The sequence below is a fragment of the Chryseobacterium cheonjiense genome (genome assembly GCF_012927265.1).
Taxonomy (GTDB): Bacteria; Bacteroidota; Bacteroidia; order Flavobacteriales; family Weeksellaceae; genus Chryseobacterium; species Chryseobacterium cheonjiense.
Window position 1 is genome coordinate 134240 of sequence record NZ_JABBGF010000001.1, and the last position, 16543, is coordinate 150782.

Consider the following 16543-nt stretch of genomic DNA (forward strand, 5'->3'; position numbering starts at 1 on the left):
TCAGAATTGATAATTACAAAAAACCGTTCAGGTTATGAACGGTTTTTTTATTGATATGCTGTATTCTTAAGAATTTACCAGTTCGGCTTTTCCGTTGACGCATTTAATAGATGTTGGCGGCATGATCATCATACAGTCGGAAACCACTCCGTATTTCTGGTTAAATGCTTTCACCTTTTCGGTATAATCATTAATTTTTGGTAAGATAGATGTTTCCATTTTTTTAGGATAAGCAATGTAGAGTTGAGGTCCGCCGCAACCTTTTGCACCCATCGGAGCAAATGTCCACTCTGTAGCATCACTACATTTTTCTTTTGAAATTTCAGATTCTATGGAAGCTTTTAATTTATCCAGCTGCGCCTGATCATATTTTTGGCTGTTTTCATCGGCAGGTCTTTCCGAAATATCTTTCGGTAAAGTTGCATCCGTATTTTTTACTGAAGAACAGGAGGCCATAAAAAGAGCCATACATAAGGCTAATACAGGGATTTTCATAAGTTGTTTTTCTCTCGTTATGCAGAAGAATTTCCAAAAGTTATGCCAAGGTAAGGATTTAAATTTCATTTTCCGTAATTTTGACAGCGATGAACAATCATTTTTTTGACTTAATAGAACATACCAACCGGAGTGTATTTTTAACGGGAAAAGCAGGAACAGGAAAGACCACTTTTCTCAATGATTTTGTAAAGCGTACCCGCAAAAAACACATTGTTGTAGCACCCACCGGAATTGCTGCGATCAATGCAGGCGGCGTTACCATTCACTCTATGTTTGGACTTCCCCTGAGGACTTTCCTTCCTACCACCGAACGGATAGATACCAGTATGGCAAACAATATTGCCGACCTGATGCCGCATTTCAAATATCGGAAAGATAAGCTGAAGCTTTTACGAGAAGTAGAAATTATCATTATCGATGAGGTTTCCATGCTTCGTGCCGATGTTCTTGATATGATGGATTTTTCACTGCGTTTTATCCGTAGAAACAATCAGCGTTTCGGAGGAGTTCAGATGCTGTTCATCGGAGATTTGTATCAGCTTCCGCCGGTGGTAAGAGATGAACATATTTTAAAGATGTATTACCATTCTCCGTTCTTCTTCGACAGCCACGCCATTAAAGAGATTCCTCTAATTACGATAGAACTGACGAAAGTGTACCGACAATCTGATGAAAACTTCCTTGCCATACTGAATGCGATCCGTGACGGTGATGTGGCGAATATTGATTTTGAACATTTAAATGAAAGGTACGATCCTGATTTTGATATGGGTGATGAGCCTTATGTTTATCTCTGTTCGCACAATAAGATGGCAGACGATATCAATCAGGAAAAGCTGGATGAATTAAAGGTAAGTCCAAAAACATATGAAGCGAAACTTTTTGGGGAGTTTAAGGAAAACCAATTCCCTAATGAACAGTTTCTTGATCTTAAAATAGGCGCTCAGATTATGTTTATCCGCAATGATATTTCAGGTGAGAAGAAATATTTTAATGGGAAACTGGGCGAAATTTCCGCGCTTGAAGAGAATGAAATCAAAGTGATTCTTGACGGCAGCGAAAGGGAAATTACCGTAAAAAGAGAAGTCTGGGAGCAAAAAAAATATTTCCTTGATACCGATAAAAATATCAAAGAAGAAGTATTGGGCAGTTTCGAGCAGTTTCCGATAAAGCTCGCATGGGCGGTTACGATCCATAAAAGCCAAGGTCTTACATTCGACAGGGTAATTATTGATGCCGGAAAAAGCTTTACGGCAGGGCAGGTTTACGTAGCGCTTTCGCGTTGCCGTACGCTGGAAGGAATTGTTTTAAAGTCAAAAATTACTCCGGAAGTTATTTTTAAAGATAACAGAATTCTTACTTTTCACAGTGATACGGTAGCTAACGACAAGGTAGAAGTTATCCTGAATAACGAAAAGTACGATTACAGCATTAAAAAAGTGCTTAGAACTGTAGATTCTCAATGGTTGCTGAAAGAAGTGGAAGATTGGAATAAACTGTCTCTTGCTACGAAAAGCATAGAACATGTAAAGACCAATCAGCTGTATGTGCAGCTGAAACAGGATATTGTAAATCTGGGTAAAATATTTGAAAAACTGGATCGGGTAATCTCCCAGAAAGTTAACAATTTTATTGAGCAGAAAGAAGAATGGTCTGAAATTGAGAAGAAAACGAAAGGAGCCGTTAATTTCTTTTTTACGGAGATCAGGGATAAGGTTTTCAGTCCGCTGAAAGATTTTTATGCGGAAATTAAAGGAGTTAAAGGACTCAAGCAATATAACGAAGAATTCAGGAACTGGCTGGAAGATATTGAAGAATACCTGAATAGTTTAAAGGAGGCTCATTTACTGGAAACCAAGCTTCTGGATGATATCAATAATAAGGAAGTCAGCATGAAAGTTGCCAAAGTCCCGTCTCAGGTTCTTACTTTCCAGTTGTTTGAACAGGGGAAAACGATTGGTGAAATTGCGCTTGAGCGGGGTTTAGTAAAAGAAACCGTAATCGGGCATCTTGCAAAATTTGCCGAACAGGGTCTGCTGGATATTTCAAGGGTGGTAACTTCTGATAAAATCAAAGCTTTTGAAGATGTTTTCTATAAGGATCCAAAAGAAACACTTACCGAATGGAAAAATGTTTTGCCAAGTCATTTTGAATTCAACGAAATCCGAATTTTGATTAATCATTATACTTATCTGAAAGAAAAGGGTAGAATATAAGGTTTTAGAAATATTTTTGTATTTTTATCAGTAAATACTGATTATTATGAAATATTTATTTACTTTTTTTCTTTTATTATTTCTTAATTCTGACAAAAAAGAGAATTTAAATTATAATCTTTTAATTGGATCATGGTATCAGCATTCTTTTGCAGGCACTACTTCCACTGGTGTTTTTACCTTTGCAAAGGACAGCACAGCTACTCTGGAAATGCGGGATGGTAAAACCCAAAATATGATTGGCGGAATGCAGGGGCCTTACAAGATCGAAAAATCTAAGAAGATTCTCAAAATAACAATGGTAGGAAAGCAAAAAACCTTTGAGATTCATGAGCTTACTGATGATGTACTTGTTTTACAGAACCAGGAAAAAGGAAAATCTAAACAGACTTATAAGCGGTATAAGGATGAAAAATAAGCAGGATTTATCTTAAACATATATTAAGGCCGGTAAATTGTTATTACCAGCTTTTTTTATTATTTATTCAACAAATCTCTATTCACATGATAGCCTACAATTTTTATAATACCATCTTTGTCTTTCTCCAGCGTGAATGTTTCCTCTGTTTTTTCCGTACCCCTTTTCACGTCATAGGCGAAAAGATACTCACTTTTAGGGTTGCTTCCCTTTACAACCAATGTTTCCCAATGAGCAAGATTATATTCCTGAACGGGGCCGATCTGACCGGTAACATTTAAAAGTTCTGCAAGTTTTTCTTTATCGGTTACCTCAAAGAACTTTTCACCGAACAATTTGTAGATGTCATCCTGATTTCCACCATACCGGAGCTCCCAATAAAATTTTTGCGTAATTTTTTCACCGTCTTCCTTGTCCGATTCACGATCTTTATAAAATTGATTGAAATTGCAGCTTATCAGAATAAGCAATGTTGCAAGTAGAAAAAGTAATTTTGATTTCATGCCTTAAGAAATTATAAAGGAGTAAATTTTTTAATTTTAGTTTGGACTTTTGCTGTCCAAGATTAATTTTCTCTGATTATTATCATAGAAGCTCGCCATACGACTTGTGTCCCGGAATTCTGTCTCTTTATTTTCCAGTGTACTGAATCTTTCTTTATCAGTCTTTTCAAATTCCACCATGACGAAGTGATTTTCATCCAGAATAGTAAAGTCGATTAGCTTAAGATATTCATCAACGGAATTTTTATCAAGCATAATCTTTCCGCCACCGCACCAATGGCGGTCCTGTCCGTTTTTCTTAACACCTGAAACCCAATATTCTTCTCCGGTTTCTATATCAAAATGATTTGCGGATATACCAGGGTTTAAGCTTTTTGAGTGCTTTATTGTGAAAGTAAACAGTCTGTCCGGATTTAGAAAATTCTACGAAACCAATCCAGGCCGGACCGTGATGTCCGTAGGATTTGTTTTCGATATACATTATTTTTGATTTCATGGTTCTATAAATCTATCACAATATTACTAATTCTTCAGGTTTTGAAATATTAATTTTGGTAACTACATACCACATTACACAAAGATACGGATTAAATAAAAATCCTTCTCGTTAGAAAAGGATTACCACAAAATATTAGATGAAATTTGAAAGTTATTTCGAAGCAAAACTATGGGTATATTTTTGTGGTATTTATGACTGAAGTCAGCAAAACTTCCAAAAAATAAATCCCGCCGTAACTTAACACAAAAATAAAGCTATGGCAGAATTAAAAAAGATCGTTTGAGGAATTAAAATCACGCGTATTTACTTTGATTTCTGACGGACGCAAAGAAATGGATTCTATGCTAGTTTTTAAGCGAAACATCGAAATACGCACACTCAAATTGGTTGCAGACCGGACAATAAACTTAAATTTTACAAAACTGTTTTCAGGTAATCTACTGCAGAGACAGGAACAATCATTGACAAAATTAGAAATATAAGTTAATTTAATTTAATATTGCATTAGTGAAACAATTAGACTTAACTTATAACCAAAATCATTAATTATCAAGGAGGTTAAGTTTTGGTATAACAAATTAGATTGATAATCTATTAATAATTCATTTTATTGTGTATTTTAGATGCCATTAATCATGGCAAGAAATAATAATAATAGACTTAGAATAAACTGGCTTCCTTTTTTCCAGTGGATCAACTCTAGTACTGCGAAAGTAACACTTATAACTACGCTTATTGGAGCTGGTTATACAGCAGGCTATTTTTCGTGCCAGTTCATAAAAGATAGGGAACTTCTTCAAAAGGAAAAAGAATATAATGACCTTCATAGTCAACAAAATATTATAAAAAATGAATTTGATAGAGAGAGGTCTGATAATCATTTAGAAAATAATCAGCTTAAAATGCAATTGTATAACTTAAGGGATAGCATTAGGAAAAATGGAAAAAAATAAAAAAAATAAGAGTTTTGGATACTATCTTAAAAATATTGAAAAGCAAAGCGATTCACTTATGTCTTTTCCTGAAAATAATGTATCCAAGTCTGGTTTACAATTAAAAGAGGATGTAATACAGTTAAGAAGTGCTTTGAGTGGTATAAGAATATCTATTATAACTTTAGTTATAATTAGCATTGTATTAGCAATAGTAACATTTATATCTATTGATAGTTATTTGCATCTTAAAAATAGTATTGATGTAAACTTAGAAGCAACAAAAGACAGCTTACTGAATTTTGATAGCAAAAGTAGTACATTGAACTATAGCACTAAAAATGGGAAACTATTAACATATAAAGATTTAAGAGACGAGAATGATATACTTACGGATTCATTATCAACTGTTAAATTCTTATTAGATTATGCCGTTGAATCGTATGATATAAAATTTGAAATTAAAAAAAAAGAAAAAAACACAACTTATAAAATATCATCTGGCGTTTTAGATCAGTGTTATGATAATTTAGAACAAAACAATGTTCAGCATCGTAAGCAAATTAAAAGCATTGTAAACGAAATCGAAAATGACACAAAAAGATCATCAGAAAAAGTTGATTCAATTTTAAAGAAAAAGTAGAATAATTAAAATGTGTATTTTAATATTAGATAATCTCCATTGGTCACGTTGGAATAATCATTAATAGACTTTTATAAATGGCCAACTCTCATAGCTATTAAAGACAAAGTCAAAGATGACAAAAAGCAAAAAATTATTAATGAGATGACGATAATTCGCTTTATTTTTAATCTTTCATTAACAGCTAATATTTTGTAAATTTGATCATTATTTTGACCCTCTGAAAAGTTTTTTTTATCTCTCCCGTGCACTATAGATATATAGTTTCCCCATGTGTATAAATTTTCTCCAAAATTTGCATAAATCTCATTATCCTTGTCCCTAACACTTCTATTAGTAGAAATTATTTCCAACATATTTTTTAGCATAACCTTTTCGGAGTTTAGCACATTAAGAAATTCAACATCCTCTTTTTTGTTTTTATCTAATATCAAGGCTTTTGCTAATGAATGATCAGATGAGTTCGATATTAACGATTGCTGTAATATTTTTTTATAAAAAAAATTGAATCCTTCGGCAAAGTATTTCGACAATAAATACCCACTATAGGAGTGATTTTATCCAGTCTACTTGCTATATTTTGCATTAACTTCTTTGAGTTATCATTATGGTATAAATATTCATCAAGTGATTGTATATAGGAATTGCTTTCCACAAGTAATTTATTAGATTGATTCCAAACTTCATCTCGCTCCTTAGGAATTGATTCAAATAAATAAACCGAAAGTGATATACCACCGCTTATCAAGAATACGATAATACTTCGGCTTATCTCCTTACTTATTTTAGAGTTGTAAAAATTTAAAAAGGAATTCATTAGCTTTAGTTTCCGTCAAAAATACAAAAAATCACAATCCATTGGCACGCAGATTAAATTTTACAGTCAATAAAATCGATTTAAATTTTATTTCATCGGGACAGCCTTCAGATTTTTGTTAAAAACTATTTTAATGCGTCAAGTTCTGTCGCGATGGGTGTTTTGCTTTACAGGATAATTTTTTCTAGCCATAAATTATACATTGTTAGTTTCCACTAATATAAGAAAAAACTTTTCCCATATTGAGAAAAGTTTGTAAATTTGATTGATTCTTATTATTTAGAATCTCACCAACCTTAGCCCGCTTTTATTAGTGGGCTATTTTATTGATATTTATGCTTAATTAAAAAGTATTTTTCATATTGTTCAATTAGAAATTGTCTCAGGGTTAAATGTGTGAATGAACTTTTATGAAGTCTCAATAAATCAATACGAGATACACCTGAAACGTCTTGAACCATAGTAAACAAAACGTCATCAGTTGCAGTTGCTAATACATCTTTTCTGACGTCTACTAAAGCTTTATAAATATTTAGTTCTTTAAATGTTTGTCCCTGGACAGTGCTATTTAATTCTGAAAAGGCTTTTTCGACCGTATATTTTAGTTTTGTACCTGTTAATTGGTTTCTGTCTAGTTCCTGTAATAAATTAAGAATATTGTATCCGTAAACTTTTAATTTTTCTAATTCATTTTGTAATGTAGGTTTCTGAATATCATCGATATCTTTAAAATAGTCAGCAATTTTTTCAAGTTCAGTAAAATATCTGTCAGCATGTGATTTGATAGCATCTGCAACCTCTCGCTTATAAGAATCCGCTCTAAGTCGATTTAAAGTTGTTTCATAAATATACCGTTGACTATCATCAATTTTTACAGTAATAGTATTAGATTGAGAACTATATAGTCCACTTAAAAAGAAAACAATAGGAAAAATTAGTTTTTTCATTAGTTAAAAAGTTTTGTCTTCACTCAGTTCCAAAATGAAAGGTTATTAATGCAGAAAGCGTGGAACTATACTTTTTGTTGAAAGAGGTTCTGACAAAACCCAACACTACAAACAAGTATAGCCCACGCCATAGGCATGAGCATTCCACTGTTTATTCTGTAGTGTTTCAATGAATTGTCAGATTCCTTTCAACAGAATAAAAGCAAACGCTTTATTTTTTTCGATAAATATTAACGCAAAATTAATAGTTTATACAGTTAAATACCAAAACTTTATGCAAGTATTTTGTAATTTTGTACCGCTATGATAAACTCAAATATAAAATCAGTATTAGAACTTTTGAATACTTTTTCAACGGAACAAATATGCATCGAATATTTAGAGCAAATGCGTTGGAATGGTATTGTAGAAAGCCCTTTTGATCCTACATCTATTGTATACAAATGCAAAGACAATAAGTATAGATGTAAGAATACTGGAAAGTACTTTAATGTTAAAACCGGATCAATGTTTGAAAACACCAAAGTTAGCCTTCGTAAATGGTTTTTGGCTATCTGGCTTGTCACTTCACATAAGAAAGGTATCAGTTCAATTCAGCTTTCCAAGGATATTGATGTGACACAGAAGACAGCCTGGTTTATGCTGCAGCGAATAAGAGCTTGTTTTGTAGTTGAAAATAATAATGAGCTGGAAGGAATTGTAGAGTGTGACGAAACGTTTATCGGTGGCAAAAATAAGAACAGACACAAAGATAAAAAAGTAAAGAACTCCCAGGGTCGAAGCTTTAAAGATAAAACGCCTGTGATGGGAATGCTACAAAGAGATGGAAAGATAAATGCTTTTGTAGTTTCCGATACTAAACGAAACAGCATTCAGCCTTTAATTTGTAGATATGTAAACCCAGAAACTACAACTCTTATAAGTGACGAATGGCTGGGTTATAATGGACTAGAAAAGTATTATGACCACAGAATTATAGATCACTCTAAAAAAGAATACGTAAGTTTGCAAGACTCTTCTATCCACACGAATAACATCGAAGGAAGTTGGAAAATCCTAAAGAATGCTGTAAGTGGAATGTACAATCATGTTTCCCGGAAACACTTACAGAAATACGTTGACGAGTTTGTTTATAGATATAATCTAAGAAAGACGCCTGATAGTGATAAATTCAAACATTTACTTTTACATAGTAATGTTAGAACCAAATACAAAGAATTGGCTGCAGAATCGTATATTTGAATAATGGAATTACAACAACTTAAAGATAGAAACGTGAAAAGCGTTAATCTAAACGGAATTGAATACTTTGATGTTAAGGATATCAAAGATAATCATCCTGATCTAAAAGTTGATATCAAGAAAATTATACTGATTAGAAAGAATGTTTACATAACCGCAGAAAACATTCAAGAAATTACAGATTTTGATAAAGTATTTAAAGGCCTATTTAAAGCTTAAAAAAAACTATCTACTGAATAGACATCATAAATCTGTATTAAATGATGTTTGGAATGATTTTTTATGTAGATTTGCATCATAAAAACGTTGAAATGCACACTCTAAGCGCTAATGATTTTAATAATTCTTTTGATATCGATGTACCGAAAGTCGATAGTAAAGGATTTTTAGTAGAATTATTTTATAATTCTGCATTAGGTAAATTTTACGTTTTAAAAAGAGTTGAACGTTATAATAAAACTATGTCTAATACATTATCTATGGTTATTGACGGATATAGGAATGGCCATAAGATTATTTTAGATCCTGTTGATTTTTTGCCAAAATTAAAGTCAATTATTCATCAGCATATTGAGCTTATGGATGATTTAATAGAATCAGAGTATTATAGTCCTAAAAGATCAAAAAAATTAAAGACTCTATTTTCTTCTAATCTAAAAAAAATGGTTAGACTTGAATCCATACTAATAAAACAGAGAGATAAAGGAAAGCCGAAATTAGATGATTCAGATTTAATAAATCTAGTTATTAATAACAATTCTATAGAATTGAAAAATATGATGCAAAAAAAATGAGCTTCAAAAGGGGTCAAATAATTTATCATAATTTTATTCTTCCTGACAAATCTGAATCAGATTTACATCCTGTTATAATTTTATCGAATGAATCAGTCACAGATATTTGCGAAATGTACGTTGGACTGATGATAACTTCTTCAGATAGATACGCTGAAGACCTTTTTACTTTTGAGCTAGAAGAAAAAATGATATTAAATAACAAGTTGAATAAAGAAAATCGTTTCGTACGATTACAACTTATTGCATATTTTTCTTGTAAAACAGCCCAATCAGACGTGAAGGGTACAGTAAAGGATATATACATGGATCTTATACTAGACACTCAACGTGAACGTGTTTTTAATGAAGAAATTTAAAAAGCTAGAATATCTAAAAATAAAAATCCCGTTAAATTTTTAACGGGATTTTATTTGCTGTAAACTTGTATGTAGTTACCTTAATTTTTATGAAAATGCAAGCCTTTTGCGCAGGCTTTAGTAAAAAAGAAAAACCACTTTTTACTATATTTCAAAAGTGGTTGTAATATTTAAATAAAAACCCTACCTTTCATTCTTGATTTCACTGAAAGTAATTATTTCCATTTTATCTATATCTGTAATATAGGCATCAATGGAAAAGCATTTTATTTTTTGCTCATCCTCATACATATACCAGGTGGTTTTACTGCCATATGGATTAAAAGTAATAATCCCTTCCCATTTTTCCCATTCGCTAAATGATTTATGATGTTTTAGATTTCCATTTATAATCCTATCTACAAGTTTTAGTAATGTAGTATTTTCCCTAGTTTCAAAAGTGAAAATTAATTTATAAGCATTACTGTTTTCTGATATATACGTTTTTTGATATTGCTTGTTAGGGTCAGGCTGATAATCGTCTATTCTTTTTAAGTGTCCTCTAACTCCATCTTGTACAGCATTTGTTAGCAATTTTTCCATTTTTTCATTCTCAGATTTGACATATTCTTTTATGGAAGAAAACCCAATATGTATATCTTCTGATATTCTAAATGATATTAAATTTCCTGATTTTGCATAAACTAGGCCAATATTAGCTAGAATCAATTTATTGCCTTTTGTATTGGAGACCAAAACTTTTACTGGGACAAACATTTCTTGATTTGGATTATTTTTATCAATTGAGATTCCGTTTTCTTCGATTAAAATTTCTTTAATAAAAGAATGCTTCCAATCAATCTTAACTTTTTTATCGTCAACCATAAATGTTCTTTTACAATTAAGAAAATTTCTTATGATATTATCACCATACATTGCATTGTTGTATTTATAGTCTGAACTATCAGACATTCTCTTATAGCGCAATGTATCGCCATTTTTAAGATATTCATCCAGTAATTGTCTATAACTTTGATGTTTTTTATAAAATGAGATTAAATTGTCTTCTTTTAAATAATTGGTAATCTCCTTTATATCTTTTTCTACAGTTTGTTTGTTTTGAGAAAAGAATTTAATATTCCCGACAAAAGTGAGAATTAAAAAAAGCATATATTTCATAGTTTGTGTTATTATAGAATTATAGTGATTCACTTTCTACTATATTTCAAAAGTGGTTTTATAAGAAAAGTTAAGTTATTCTTCTATCGGAAAAACTTGTCTTACAAATTTTAAGAGTTCTTCAATGGTTTTAAATTCTTTTTCTACAGGAATTTGACCTACTGTATAATCAATATTAATTTTATTATTTTTGAGAAAAATCCAAAAAATAGGACCTAATGATTCTGTTACAGAAGAAAAAATTTTTTCTTCGTTTCCAACTGTTCTTATAAAAGATTTATATCCTAAATCTAATAATTGTTCATTTATTTCTTTTAACATATTTATTATTTTTTTATTTGAAACCTATAATTACTTCCTTGAGCCCAAGCTTGAGAAAAACTATCTAAATCCATAATTGCTTCCACACCATTTCCTTGGCCAATTGAAGATATTGGCAAAGGGTCTCGAATATAAACTTTATTATCAATTATCTTATCTACTATAATTGCGTGTGGCTTACCATTAAATGGTCTTACAATTGCTATCCAACTTCCTTTTTCAGAAACTAACTTTGCCATATTTGCGTCTGATATATTAGGGTCATAAATCCAACCACCTATTATTTCTTTATCCTTAAATACCTTTTTCAATCCATCTAAAATTCCATCAGGAAAAGTTCCCATTTCTTCAGTAGTTCTTGCAAACTCTCTGATAACTTTTTCAGGCAGTTCTATTCCGTGGTCTTTAGCCAATTGCCTTATACAAGCTGCTGCGCAAGACATACTATGTTCTTGAGCAAGCATATTTCTGGAAAGAACTTCAAGGTATTTTAATACCCCGCCTGTTCCTGTGCCTAACTTAGGCTTTAAAGCCTTTCTCCAGAAATGAGTTACTTCTTCCCAATCTCCAATAAATATATTTTTGCCTTTCCATTTCAGGAGATAATCTTTTGCCCGGCCAATAATTTCAATACCTATCCCTTGTAAGCCTCTTATTACAGAAATCGGTATTTTATAGATGCTCAAAGGCTTCTGACCTTTTATAATAACTTCCTCTATATCCTGTGCTTCCTCCGCCAGATCTTCCGCCTTTGCTCCATTTTTAGCGCCTTGCAGCAGCTCCTCAATAAATTTAATAAACCCTTTGAAACCTTTTGCGCAGGCTTTGGAGAATCTTAACATCAGTTTACCAAGCCCCAGCAGCAAATCAGTAAGCCCAAATGTTGCCGCTGAAAATGCTTCTCTGGTTATAACCTGAAGCAGGCTGGATGCTTTCTGTACATAAGTAGCCCCTTTTACCACATTGCCTTCCCCCGCGGTAAAGATAAGAAGTAGAATGTTGATAATGAACTCAAAGACTATAAGCCCTGTATAAAATGCTACTGTATAGCGAGAAGTGTTATCCCAGTATTCTTTCAATTGGTCAAAAATGCTCTCAAAGTCAGATTGGGATATATTCACACTGGATCGAAACAGTTTTTTAACCCCTTCTAAAAACACAGGTACATTTTCATATACCCAATCCAATACATCTTCTGCTTTTTCCAAAAGGTTTCTTCTTTCCAAATACTGCTGGTAAGAAAATGCAGTGGTAGGCTGTAAAAGAAATTCCAGAATATACAAAATACATTGTACCAAACTCACCAATCCATTGAGTATCCCACAGTTAAAAGCATTCGGGATTTTTAGGAATTCAATCCCTTTCTGTGCCAAATCAGAAACGATTTCATTAATTTCTGATAGAAAGGTTTTAATGGTATTGATAATTCCTGTAATCCTGGTTACCAGTTTTTTGAAGGAATCAGGCAGATGGTCAATAGCAGCATCCTTAACCTTGTCTGCAGATTGTTTTACCAATTCCCAAACCTGGCTGAAAGCTGTTTCTACGCCCTTTACAAAAGGATTGCTGCCCAGATCTTCAAAAATTGCGCAGCCTTGTTCATATTTACAGGAACTGCAGCCCCTGCAAAAAGAGGAATAAGGGGAGAGTAATCCTTAGAATCCGGGTCGTAATTTTTTTCATCCGGTTTTAAGTCTTCCAGTTGCGCGGCACACCATCCGATATGCATTCATAATATTTCCTGCATCATCAACTTCAATCAAATATCAAATCCCACTGTTGATTCCACTGAAATTGATTGAATTTATGATTGGGATTTCTTGGTAGCTGTCCCTTTCCTTTAGTTACCGTATTTTCATATACATATTCTATTTCCCTGGTATTCTTTTAGTATCTCGATTTTAGGGAACATAGAAGATTCTGCATTGTTATAAAATAACCGCCTAATATCGTAGGCGGTTAGAATCTAACTGTTTTCTTCAACAAATTTTTTAAAGTCTTGCAGAAACTTAATAAACTCATCGTGTTCTAAATCCAAGTCTTGTTTTTTAGATTTTTCACCTGCCCTTTGTTTCATAAGGTCTACAAAGAAAACCCCATATTTATTGCTTCGGAAGAAAACATCTTCGTTTTGCCAGTCAAAAGATTCATCGGGTTCTTTGTTTTTACTTTGCTCTACACCATCAATTAAATTTTGAATTTTTTGTGGACTCCAACCCGAATCTCCGAACCTAAACAAAACATTATATTTTTCTTCTTCAGGCATTATTCCAAAAGTAACTATATCTTCTATTACTTCAATGTAAAATTTATATTTCATTTCTTCTATTTTTAAATAATTGGATAAGCATTCATGATTTTACCCGTATTGTCAACTTCTATTCTAATTTTAAATCCTACTGAAGTTGAACCCTCGTACTTATCAAATAAGTCAGTAGGTGCTTTTATTTTTTTATTTAACCCTTTAGCTACCGTATTTTCATATACATATGCTATTTCCTCCTGTATTCTTTTGACATCCCAATTTTTAGGGAACATAGAAGATTCGGCATTTTTCACTAAATAGCCATCTTTGTATTTTATGCTGATTTTAGCCTTAAAAGGAACATCATCGGCCAATTGTGTCATAGAATAAATTCCTTCAGGGTCTAATATTTTCTCTACGTCTATTGATCCGTTTAAGATTCCCGACCCTCTGTGTCCACCTTGTGAAACCAAAAACTCATCAAGATATTTAAAACCAGAGGGCTGTATACGCTCAAGTAAGTTTGTGTTAAACTCTCCTTCAAGATGATTGAAAAAACCTTTGTCAAATTTATTGAGCCATCTTCTATAAGCCAATTTACGCAAACCCTCCAAATCATTTATTAATTCATAGAATTTTTTCTTCAAATAATGAACAAAATTTCCACTTTTTATTGCTTCCACCAATTCCAAAAACTCCTTTTCCAGCCATTTATAAAGATCTTTTGCAGAATTAGCAACTTTCTTCCCTAAACCTTTTCCAAAATTAATAACTTTGGCTCCCAGCTGCTCTGCTTTGGCTGTCAATCGACTGATTTTTGCAGATGCTTCGGCAACTAATGAGCTTCCGCCTGTGAAGTAAGCAATTAAAGCATCCAGAATCAATTCGAGGGCAACCCCTCCTATAGAGTAAGCCCAGAAATATTCATTCAAGTCTTTTATTTGAATAAATTTCTTTTTCAGCATATCCGAAAACTCAGAAATTTCTTTCCAAATCTTCCCGTCACTAAAAAGATTTTTAACACTCTCAAAAAATTCTTTAGAGTTTTTTGCAAATAAATCTACAAAATCCTCAATAAATTCGAGTTCTTCCTGATGCTTTGCCAATTCCAAAGGACTGCTTTTTTCTATTTCGAAAATTGGAAATTTTTCAACTACCATAGCCAAAAGCATAATGATAGTTTGTACCAGTGAAATAAACCCATTGATTAAGCCACACAAGAAAGCATTAATTTTAGCGATCTCGTTATTGAGTTCTGCTTTTATAAAATTTTCAATTCCTGAAACCACATTCAGCAAATCATTAAAACAGCTTTCAGCTTGTTGTATATAATTTTGATACTTTCAGGCATATTATCCTCTATGATGTTCTTTACCAAATAAGTAACAGCAAAAAGAACATCATCCGAAATAGTAGGGGTAGCCTTTACAATATTGAAAACAGCAGCAGTAGAAATTTCATCAAATGAAGTGACAAAATATTTAAGATTTTTCAAACCATCTGCCACAATATGTGGAAACTCAGACATATTCTTATATTGATTGTTGGGGAATGGAACAGGGATAATAGGTTTGTATTTAACTTTTTAGCGCCCTGCAAGAGTTCTTCAATAAATTTGATAAATCCTTTAAATCCTTTTGCGCAAGCTTTAGTAAAAAGAAAACCACTTTCTGATATATTTCGAAAGTGGTTTTGGCAGCTATTAAGGTCTTTTGCTTTTTACAAAGTATTTGTCTTTTTCTGCATCGTAACTTAAAGTTATAGAACCGTTGCGAAATAAAAGTTCTTTGGGTAGCTTTGTATCCGCATTAATTATTAGGTTTGCCCCAACATTTCTTCCATAATCTTCTTTACCATACATAAATCCTATTAGCCATATATTAAGATTAGGGTATATTTTACCCTGATCATAAACAACTTTTATTTCATCTTTTGCATCATATTCAAAACGAATATCTTGCATGACTTTAATGCCTATTTCTAAAGCTTGCTCTTTTGTTAAGTTCATAACTTATTTACTTTATTAATTTTTCTAATTCTTCAACTATTTTATAATCTGCACCTTGTCTTCCGCATTCTGTTTTATAATACTTGTATGAGTCAATAATTTCTTCTTGCGTCCAACGATTTTTTTGTTTCCAAACTCTCTCCCATACAAGTTCCTCCAATTTCCAGTTTGGGGTATTATGATATTCGTCAAAACCTAACTTTTTGAAATCGTCTATATGCCAAACTTCATGTTGTACAGTAAGTTCTGTGGCATCGTAGCGTAAAAACATTTTTGGTGGTATCTCATGGGTTCTACAACTAGCCAATATATCTTTGGGATAAGTCGTCCAGGCTTTACCTGTCAGGGTGGCTTTATCCTTTTATATTATACTGTATATTTCCTTGTTCTGTAATTGATCTGTTTTAAAATAAAAGAGACTGTTTTTTACACAGCCTCTTAAGGTTACTTTAAAATTTTATATGTTGTATAATCCTTAATGGTTTTTAGCTCATAAATTTCTTGTTTATCAGCATCTATAATCCTAATATCATCTAAAGGAACATTTTGACAATGGATAAAATTAATAAATTTCCAACTATTAAATTTGCCTTTAACAATGATGTCAAATCCTTTTTCTACTTCTATTGAGCTGTACCATTCCCAATCTCTAAGTCTTTGATAATCATCAATACTTGAATTAACACTATACAAAAATTCATCATAACTCCTGTCATCACTGTCCAGTTGTTTTAGCTTATTTACAATTCCTTGTGGTAAAAGTTTTTCCCATTTAGGGTCTTCATCACTTAAATTCTTGTTTTTTAAGATTGTTAAAACTGCATTCTTGAAGTTATCTAATACTTCTTTTGAGTGGGTAACATTTCTCACCCTAACAATCTGATAGCCTTTTAAAGGTTTTTCTCCTTTTGTGTTATATTGTATGTTTCCTGATTCTGTCATC

At 32.2% G+C, this 16543-nt stretch carries 24 protein-coding genes; 8 read left to right on the forward strand and 16 right to left on the reverse strand.

From position 1 onward, the window contains the following. Positions 1 to 66 precede the first annotated feature (66 nt). Positions 67 to 495 carry a hypothetical protein gene (locus HHL20_RS00640; RefSeq protein ID WP_169229287.1) on the reverse strand — a complete coding sequence of 143 codons (429 nt, stop codon included), beginning with the start codon at positions 493 to 495 and terminating at the stop codon, positions 67 to 69. Between the two features lie 89 nt (positions 496 to 584). Between HHL20_RS00640 and HHL20_RS00645 the strand changes: the two genes are divergently transcribed. Next, a complete protein-coding gene (locus tag HHL20_RS00645) occupies positions 585 to 2714 on the forward strand; it encodes a helix-turn-helix domain-containing protein (RefSeq protein WP_169229288.1) in 2130 nt (709 codons plus the stop codon). 46 nt (positions 2715 to 2760) lie between these two features. Next, on the forward strand, positions 2761 to 3132 hold the full coding sequence (locus HHL20_RS00650; protein WP_169229289.1) for a hypothetical protein: 372 nt from the start codon (positions 2761 to 2763) through the stop codon (positions 3130 to 3132). 59 nt (positions 3133 to 3191) lie between these two features. On the opposite strand, the gene HHL20_RS00655 is transcribed toward HHL20_RS00650, so the two are convergent. The 3 genes from HHL20_RS00655 to HHL20_RS19455 form a co-directional block, all read right to left on the reverse strand. Next, complete coding sequence (locus HHL20_RS00655; protein ID WP_169229290.1) at positions 3192 to 3635, reverse strand: hypothetical protein; 444 nt, start codon at positions 3633 to 3635, stop codon at positions 3192 to 3194. A 36-nt stretch (positions 3636 to 3671) separates the two neighbouring features. Beyond that, positions 3672 to 3890, reverse strand: coding sequence for a hypothetical protein (locus HHL20_RS19450; protein WP_185194780.1), 219 nt, complete (start codon positions 3888 to 3890; stop codon positions 3672 to 3674). Positions 3891 to 3972: 82 nt separating this feature from the next. Then, positions 3973 to 4131 carry a hypothetical protein gene (locus HHL20_RS19455; RefSeq protein WP_185194781.1) on the reverse strand — a complete coding sequence of 53 codons (159 nt, stop codon included), beginning with the start codon at positions 4129 to 4131 and terminating at the stop codon, positions 3973 to 3975. A 638-nt stretch (positions 4132 to 4769) separates the two neighbouring features. Between HHL20_RS19455 and HHL20_RS00665 the strand changes: the two genes are divergently transcribed. Then, positions 4770 to 5087, forward strand: coding sequence for a hypothetical protein (locus HHL20_RS00665; RefSeq protein WP_169229291.1), 318 nt, complete (start codon positions 4770 to 4772; stop codon positions 5085 to 5087). Then, the gene (locus HHL20_RS00670) at positions 5074 to 5709 is read left to right on the forward strand and encodes a hypothetical protein (protein ID WP_169229292.1); all 636 of its coding nucleotides are present in this window, start codon (positions 5074 to 5076) and stop codon (positions 5707 to 5709) included. Before HHL20_RS00665 ends, HHL20_RS00670 begins: the two co-directional genes overlap by 14 nt. 71 nt (positions 5710 to 5780) lie before the next feature. Here HHL20_RS00670 and HHL20_RS00675 read toward each other — a convergent pair whose 3' ends face one another. Continuing rightward, entirely contained in the window at positions 5781 to 6242 is a 462-nt protein-coding gene (locus HHL20_RS00675) for a hypothetical protein (RefSeq protein WP_169229293.1), read from the reverse strand. 607 nt (positions 6243 to 6849) lie between these two features. Continuing rightward, positions 6850 to 7473: a hypothetical protein gene (locus HHL20_RS00680; RefSeq protein WP_169229294.1), complete on the reverse strand. Its 624-nt coding sequence runs from the start codon at positions 7471 to 7473 to the stop codon at positions 6850 to 6852. 303 nt (positions 7474 to 7776) lie between these two features. On the opposite strand from HHL20_RS00680, the gene HHL20_RS00685 reads away from it, so the two are divergent. The 4 genes from HHL20_RS00685 to HHL20_RS00700 are packed head-to-tail and all read left to right on the forward strand — an operon-like array spanning position 7777 to position 9868. Further along, positions 7777 to 8715, forward strand: a complete 939-nt coding sequence (locus HHL20_RS00685) for an IS1595 family transposase (protein WP_169229295.1) — start codon at positions 7777 to 7779, stop codon at positions 8713 to 8715. Between the two features lie 3 nt (positions 8716 to 8718). After that, positions 8719 to 8934 carry a hypothetical protein gene (locus HHL20_RS00690; RefSeq protein WP_169229296.1) on the forward strand — a complete coding sequence of 72 codons (216 nt, stop codon included), beginning with the start codon at positions 8719 to 8721 and terminating at the stop codon, positions 8932 to 8934. Positions 8935 to 8975: 41 nt separating this feature from the next. Beyond that, a complete protein-coding gene (locus tag HHL20_RS00695; RefSeq protein WP_169229297.1) occupies positions 8976 to 9509 on the forward strand; it encodes a hypothetical protein in 534 nt (177 codons plus the stop codon). Next, a complete protein-coding gene (locus tag HHL20_RS00700; RefSeq protein ID WP_169229298.1) occupies positions 9506 to 9868 on the forward strand; it encodes a type II toxin-antitoxin system PemK/MazF family toxin in 363 nt (120 codons plus the stop codon). Before HHL20_RS00695 ends, HHL20_RS00700 begins: the two co-directional genes overlap by 4 nt. Before the next feature lie 183 nt (positions 9869 to 10051). Here the strand turns inward: HHL20_RS00700 and HHL20_RS00705 are convergent, their stop codons facing one another. From HHL20_RS00705 to HHL20_RS00750, 10 genes are all read right to left on the reverse strand, one after another. Further along, complete coding sequence (locus HHL20_RS00705; protein WP_169229299.1) at positions 10052 to 11026, reverse strand: hypothetical protein; 975 nt, start codon at positions 11024 to 11026, stop codon at positions 10052 to 10054. A gap of 75 nt (positions 11027 to 11101) precedes the next feature. Next, entirely contained in the window at positions 11102 to 11347 is a 246-nt protein-coding gene (locus tag HHL20_RS00710) for a hypothetical protein (protein ID WP_169229300.1), read from the reverse strand. Between the two features lie 5 nt (positions 11348 to 11352). Continuing rightward, positions 11353 to 12864 (reverse strand): cysteine peptidase family C39 domain-containing protein, encoded by a 1512-nt coding sequence (locus tag HHL20_RS00715; protein ID WP_169229301.1) that lies wholly within the window; start codon positions 12862 to 12864, stop codon positions 11353 to 11355. Positions 12865 to 12899: 35 nt separating this feature from the next. Beyond that, positions 12900 to 13076: a hypothetical protein gene (locus tag HHL20_RS00720; RefSeq protein WP_169229302.1), complete on the reverse strand. Its 177-nt coding sequence runs from the start codon at positions 13074 to 13076 to the stop codon at positions 12900 to 12902. Between the two features lie 237 nt (positions 13077 to 13313). Continuing rightward, entirely contained in the window at positions 13314 to 13667 is a 354-nt protein-coding gene (locus HHL20_RS00725; protein WP_169229303.1) for a hypothetical protein, read from the reverse strand. Positions 13668 to 13678: 11 nt separating this feature from the next. Continuing rightward, a complete protein-coding gene (locus HHL20_RS00730) occupies positions 13679 to 14881 on the reverse strand; it encodes an EndoU domain-containing protein (protein WP_169229304.1) in 1203 nt (400 codons plus the stop codon). 2 nt (positions 14882 to 14883) lie between these two features. Continuing rightward, positions 14884 to 15120, reverse strand: coding sequence for a hypothetical protein (locus HHL20_RS00735; RefSeq protein WP_169229305.1), 237 nt, complete (start codon positions 15118 to 15120; stop codon positions 14884 to 14886). A 174-nt stretch (positions 15121 to 15294) separates the two neighbouring features. Beyond that, positions 15295 to 15600 carry a hypothetical protein gene (locus tag HHL20_RS00740; RefSeq protein ID WP_169229306.1) on the reverse strand — a complete coding sequence of 102 codons (306 nt, stop codon included), beginning with the start codon at positions 15598 to 15600 and terminating at the stop codon, positions 15295 to 15297. Between the two features lie 7 nt (positions 15601 to 15607). Next, a complete protein-coding gene (locus tag HHL20_RS00745) occupies positions 15608 to 15871 on the reverse strand; it encodes a zincin-like metallopeptidase toxin domain-containing protein (RefSeq protein ID WP_169229307.1) in 264 nt (87 codons plus the stop codon). A gap of 173 nt (positions 15872 to 16044) precedes the next feature. Then, positions 16045 to 16542 (reverse strand): hypothetical protein, encoded by a 498-nt coding sequence (locus HHL20_RS00750; RefSeq protein ID WP_169229308.1) that lies wholly within the window; start codon positions 16540 to 16542, stop codon positions 16045 to 16047. Position 16543: the final 1 nt, after the last annotated feature.

Excerpts from the sequence above, each read along its gene's own strand:
- HHL20_RS00690 (WP_169229296.1), top strand. The coding sequence starts at position 8,719 with ATGGAATTACAACAACTTAAAGATAGAAACGTGAAAAGCGTTAATCTA.
- HHL20_RS00750 (WP_169229308.1), bottom strand. The coding sequence starts at position 16,542 with ATGACAGAATCAGGAAACATACAATATAACACAAAAGGAGAAAAACCT.
- HHL20_RS00740 (WP_169229306.1), bottom strand. The coding sequence starts at position 15,600 with ATGAACTTAACAAAAGAGCAAGCTTTAGAAATAGGCATTAAAGTCATG.
- HHL20_RS19455 (WP_185194781.1), bottom strand. The coding sequence starts at position 4,131 with ATGAAATCAAAAATAATGTATATCGAAAACAAATCCTACGGACATCAC.
- HHL20_RS00695 (WP_169229297.1), top strand. The coding sequence starts at position 8,976 with ATGATGTTTGGAATGATTTTTTATGTAGATTTGCATCATAAAAACGTT.
- HHL20_RS00705 (WP_169229299.1), bottom strand. The coding sequence starts at position 11,026 with ATGAAATATATGCTTTTTTTAATTCTCACTTTTGTCGGGAATATTAAA.
- HHL20_RS00650 (WP_169229289.1), top strand. The coding sequence starts at position 2,761 with ATGAAATATTTATTTACTTTTTTTCTTTTATTATTTCTTAATTCTGAC.
- HHL20_RS19450 (WP_185194780.1), bottom strand. The coding sequence starts at position 3,890 with ATGCTTGATAAAAATTCCGTTGATGAATATCTTAAGCTAATCGACTTT.
- HHL20_RS00725 (WP_169229303.1), bottom strand. The coding sequence starts at position 13,667 with ATGAAATATAAATTTTACATTGAAGTAATAGAAGATATAGTTACTTTT.
- HHL20_RS00720 (WP_169229302.1), bottom strand. The coding sequence starts at position 13,076 with ATGCATATCGGATGGTGTGCCGCGCAACTGGAAGACTTAAAACCGGAT.
- HHL20_RS00735 (WP_169229305.1), bottom strand. The coding sequence starts at position 15,120 with ATGTCTGAGTTTCCACATATTGTGGCAGATGGTTTGAAAAATCTTAAA.
- HHL20_RS00655 (WP_169229290.1), bottom strand. The coding sequence starts at position 3,635 with ATGAAATCAAAATTACTTTTTCTACTTGCAACATTGCTTATTCTGATA.
- HHL20_RS00685 (WP_169229295.1), top strand. The coding sequence starts at position 7,777 with ATGATAAACTCAAATATAAAATCAGTATTAGAACTTTTGAATACTTTT.
- HHL20_RS00670 (WP_169229292.1), top strand. The coding sequence starts at position 5,074 with ATGGAAAAAAATAAAAAAAATAAGAGTTTTGGATACTATCTTAAAAAT.
- HHL20_RS00645 (WP_169229288.1), top strand. The coding sequence starts at position 585 with ATGAACAATCATTTTTTTGACTTAATAGAACATACCAACCGGAGTGTA.
- HHL20_RS00745 (WP_169229307.1), bottom strand. The coding sequence starts at position 15,871 with ATGTTTTTACGCTACGATGCCACAGAACTTACTGTACAACATGAAGTT.
- HHL20_RS00640 (WP_169229287.1), bottom strand. The coding sequence starts at position 495 with ATGAAAATCCCTGTATTAGCCTTATGTATGGCTCTTTTTATGGCCTCC.
- HHL20_RS00700 (WP_169229298.1), top strand. The coding sequence starts at position 9,506 with ATGAGCTTCAAAAGGGGTCAAATAATTTATCATAATTTTATTCTTCCT.
- HHL20_RS00665 (WP_169229291.1), top strand. The coding sequence starts at position 4,770 with ATGGCAAGAAATAATAATAATAGACTTAGAATAAACTGGCTTCCTTTT.
- HHL20_RS00710 (WP_169229300.1), bottom strand. The coding sequence starts at position 11,347 with ATGTTAAAAGAAATAAATGAACAATTATTAGATTTAGGATATAAATCT.
- HHL20_RS00680 (WP_169229294.1), bottom strand. The coding sequence starts at position 7,473 with ATGAAAAAACTAATTTTTCCTATTGTTTTCTTTTTAAGTGGACTATAT.